This is a genomic window from Nonomuraea sp. NPDC002799 (assembly GCF_053592075.1).
The window spans coordinates 1-3,902 of sequence record NZ_JBSFVA010000111.1; the positions used below are offsets into that span (position 1 = coordinate 1).

The 3,902-nt window shown below is 74.4% G+C and carries 2 protein-coding genes and 1 pseudogene; all 3 read right to left on the bottom strand.

Going from position 1 to position 3,902, the window contains the following annotated elements; genetic code table 11:
• Window positions 1–2,036 (bottom strand): annotated as a pseudogene (locus ACWD0F_RS51780) (hypothetical protein); the annotation flags it as partial.
• Window positions 2,033–3,298: a TIGR02678 family protein gene (locus ACWD0F_RS51785; protein WP_449890487.1), complete on the bottom strand. Its 1,266-nt coding sequence runs from the start codon at window positions 3,296–3,298 to the stop codon at window positions 2,033–2,035. The gene ACWD0F_RS51785 and the pseudogene ACWD0F_RS51780, both read right to left, overlap by 4 nt.
• On the bottom strand, window positions 3,295–3,902 hold a 608-nt coding region (locus ACWD0F_RS51790; RefSeq protein ID WP_449890489.1), incomplete at its 5' end, for a TIGR02677 family protein. The genes ACWD0F_RS51790 and ACWD0F_RS51785, both read right to left, overlap by 4 nt.

Below are 3,902 nucleotides of genomic sequence, written 5' to 3' on the forward strand. Positions count from 1 at the left end.
CGCAGCAGCCGGTCAGCGTCCTCGCGGCAGGCCAGCGTGTGGCCGGTCTTGCGCGACAGGTGGCTGAGTGTCTGGTCGTCGAGGCGTTCGCGCTCGCGGGCCAGCTCGGCTCGTTCGGCGCGCATCTGCTCGCGGATGCCGGTCAGGCGCTGCTCGTGGGCGGCCAGCCGGACGGCGGCGGTGGTGCGGGCCTCGCCGACCAGGTCGTCGGCCTGCTCGAACCGGTCGGCCAGGCTCGCCACCTCATCGGGGACGAGCTGGAGCTGGGTGCACCGGGCCGCCCATTCGGCCAGCGCGGCGGTCAGGTCGCGCAGGTGGTCCTCGCGGTCGCGCTCGGCCTGCTCGTGGGTCGCCGTGGCGGTGGCCAGGTCGTCGCGGACGCGGTCGCGGTCCTGCTCGGCGGTGGTGCGGCGATGGATCGCCTCCTCGTGGGCCAGGGCGGCCGCACGCACCTCCCTGATCTGGGCGGCGCGGCTGGTGACGGCGGCGCGCAGCAGGTCACGGGCCCTGCGCACGACTTCCTCGTTGTCGGAGCCACCGCCAGGGAGCGCGCCGGGGGTGGAGGCACGACTCGAAAGCGCGCCAGGCCGGTCGCGGCTGGAGACGCCACCCGGAAACGCGCCAGGCCGGTCGGGGCCGGAGACGCCATCCGGGGATGTGCCAGGCCGGTCGGGGCGGAGGGTGTCGTGGGGAGGGCGTCCGGCGCGTTCGGTCTCCTCGTGGACGCCGAGCAGGCCGGCGCGTTCCGCCGCCTGGCGGGCCTCGGTCCTGGCGCGGTCGGCGAGCCCGGCGGCCGTGCGGGCGGCGGATTCGGCGAGGACCGACAGCTCCTGCTTGGCCATGGCCGACCGCGCCGCCGCCCCCGCCTGGTCGCGGAAGCGGGCCGCCGTCTCATGCGCGGCCTGCGCCTCTGTACGGAGCCGGTGCAGGTCGCTGCCCGCCTTGTAGGCGTCGCTCTCCTTGAGCCCGTCGATCTGCGCGGCCAGGGCCAGCTCCTGCGCTTCCTCCTCCCCCAGCCGGACCGTCGTGGCGTGCAGCTCCTGCTCGGCCTCCTTCAGTGCCTCGCGTTTGGCCTTGGCCTCGGCGGCCAGCGAGTCGAGGGTGTATCCGGCGGACGTCACCGCGGCGGCGGCGGCCCGCAGGACCCGCTGGGCGTAACCGCGCTGCCTCGCCGCGAGCCGTTCGGCCTCGTCCACGTCGCGGTCGAGCAGCCGCAGCTCCTCGCGCTGCCGGTCGAGCCGCTCGAACCCTTCGGCGATCTCGTGGATCTCGCCCTCGCCGAGTGGCGGCAGGGCGCTCGACAGCAGCTCGGACAGCAGACCGGGGTCGAGGCGCTCGGACAGTTTGGGGGTGCGGAGCTGGCGCAGCGCGGTGAGCAGCGAGTCGTAGCGCTGCTCGTTGAGCGCGCGGTAGAGCGTCTGGCGTACGACGGTGCGGTAGGCCTCGGCGGAGTCGTGGACCTTGCCGGACGTGCCGAGCTCCTCGGCGAGCTGCGCCTTGGTCAGCGGCTGGCCGCCCGCGCCGGTGAGCCGGACGCCGTCGGGGGCGTCATCTCGGGCGCCATCCCTGGCTCGGTCCTCGGCGCCGTCCCGGACTCTGGCGGAGGAGCTGCTGACGCGGGCGTCCGCCGTGAAGTAGGCGGCGGTGACGTTCTTGGTGTGGACGGTCGCCTGGAGCCGGGCGCCGCAGGTGAACCAGCGGCCGTCCGCGTGCTGGAACTCCAGCCATACGTAGCCGACGCGGGTGGTGCCGCCGGCGCCGTCGCCCATCAGGTTCCAGTGCATGGTGCGTTCGGTGCCGCCGAACGTGGACAGCCGGCTCGGCTTCAGGCTGGCGTCGAGCACGTACGGCAGCAGCAGCTCCAGCACCTTGGACTTGCCGCTGCCGTTGGGCCCGCGCAGCAGCAGCCGCCCCCGGTGGAACTCGAACACCTCGTCGTAGTAGCGCCACACGTTGACGATCCCGGCGCGTATGGGCGTCCATCGGGCGTCCATCCCCGGCGCGACGCGGACGGGGGTGAGCTCGGTGACGGTCATGATTCCTCCTGGACGGCCGTTCCGCGATCGATCCGGTAGCGGGCCGCGGCGGGCAGGGCGGCGATCTGGTCACCCGTGCGGCGGGCCAGCCCGAACAGCGTGAGCACCTCCAGCGCGTCGGCGGCCAGCCGGGGGCCGCCGCCGTCCGACTGGTAGGCCTTGGCCCACTGCGGGAAGCGGCGCAGCAAGCCGGTCGCCTCGGCGTCGAGACGCGCGCCGGTCACGGGGCCGGAGGAGACGAGCAGGTCGAGCATGAGCAGGGCGGCCACCTTGGCGTGGCTGCTGTCGTCGGGGAACTTGGTGTCGGTGGCGATGGCGTCGGTGTCGATGAGCAGGAAGCCCTCCGCGCGCTCCTCCAGGACGAACCCGGCCTCCTCGGCCGCGCGCCGGATGATCTGGCGGCCGGTGAGCGAGGCGGCGTAGGCGGACTGGGCGGGGGTCAGGTCGTCGCGGTAGACGACGGGCTCGTCGAGGAGGCGGCGGACGAGCGAGTGCCGGGCCCACAGGTTGCGCTGGGTCTCGGTCGGCTCGTCCGCGCCATAACGGGCCTCCGTGGTGAGCGCCCGCAGGTCGGCGCCGCCGTGGGCAGCCCTGTCGCGGCCGGCACCATCCCGATCGACGCCATCACGGTCGGCGCCGTCGATTGCGCCGGCGGTGGCGACCCTGGAGGGTGGCACCGGCGCGGCGAGGAGCCTGATCACGCGGGTCGTGTCGACCCGGTAGAGCACCTTGGCGTCCTCGTCGTCGAGGTAGGCGTCGGTCGTCCCGTCCATGGCGGTGACCGCGCCGTAGTGCTCAAGAAGCTTGAGTGCGTCCACGAACGCGGCCCGTTCGTCACCCCGTACCGGATCGAACCCCGGCACGTCCTCCTCCACCGCGGCGGCCTGCACCACCCGCTGGGCCAGCATCCCGATCGTGGTCACGGGTGAGGTGAGCAGCTCGGCCGCGCACAGGCAGAGCAGGGTGTAGCGGCGCCGGTCGAACGGCGCCCTGGTGGTGCGGCGGCGACGGGCCGGCCGGGTGGCGGCGGCCTCGGACCTGACCTTGACCAGGCGCGCGTATCCCTGGCGGGGCTCGATGACCAGCCGCCAGCCGCAGAAGTAGTCGAACCACTGCGTGAGCGGCTGCCGGCGCTTCCTGATCAGGTCGAACACGGCCGGATCGTCGTGCAGGGACACCAGGGGCCGGCCGAGAAGAGTCCTGATCGCCCGCGAGATCTCCTCCTTCTCGGCCCTGACGAGCTGGTTGGCCAGCGTGCTCATGTGCCGGCCGCCTGCCCGCGATAATCCTCCGCGCGCCCGAGGGACCGCACGTCGATGAGGAAGTCGGGGCCCCGGAACCAGCCCTCCGGCGTGCGCAACACCGCCACCGCCCCGTCGCCGGGAGCCTTGAGGACGATCTCGACCCGCCCGTCGGAGGTGACGGCCCGGCGGACCCCGGTCGAGTCGGGGCGCTCGGCCAGCGCCCGCCCGAGCAGGTCGAGCAGCCGCCCGAACGTGTCGTGGTCGAGCTCCCCCACCTGCGACAACCGCATCGCCCCCGTGGCGGCCAGCGCCGACCACGCGGCCTCCAGCTCGGCCCGCTCCTTCTCGGCCCGCGCCTTGCGCTCCGCCCGCAGCGCCACCACGTCGCGGACCTTCCCCGTGCGCCCCATCCGCTCGGTGCGCCCGCGCGAGCGCAGCAGCGCCGAGACGTGCACGGGCTCGGCCTCGGCCCACGGCACTCCGGCCGGGATGAGCTCGGCGTCGGCGTGCCCGAGATGCGCGTGCCTGGCCGGGCCCAGCCCGAACGCGGCGTCCCACAGCCGGTGCGCGTCGTCCTCGCCGGGGGCGGTGGCGAACCAGCGGGCCAGCGTACGGAAGTCGG

Coding starts and splice junctions, on each gene's coding strand:
- ACWD0F_RS51785 (WP_449890487.1), bottom strand. CDS start 3,298: ATGAGCACGCTGGCCAACCAGCTCGTCAGGGCCGAGAAGGAGGAGATC.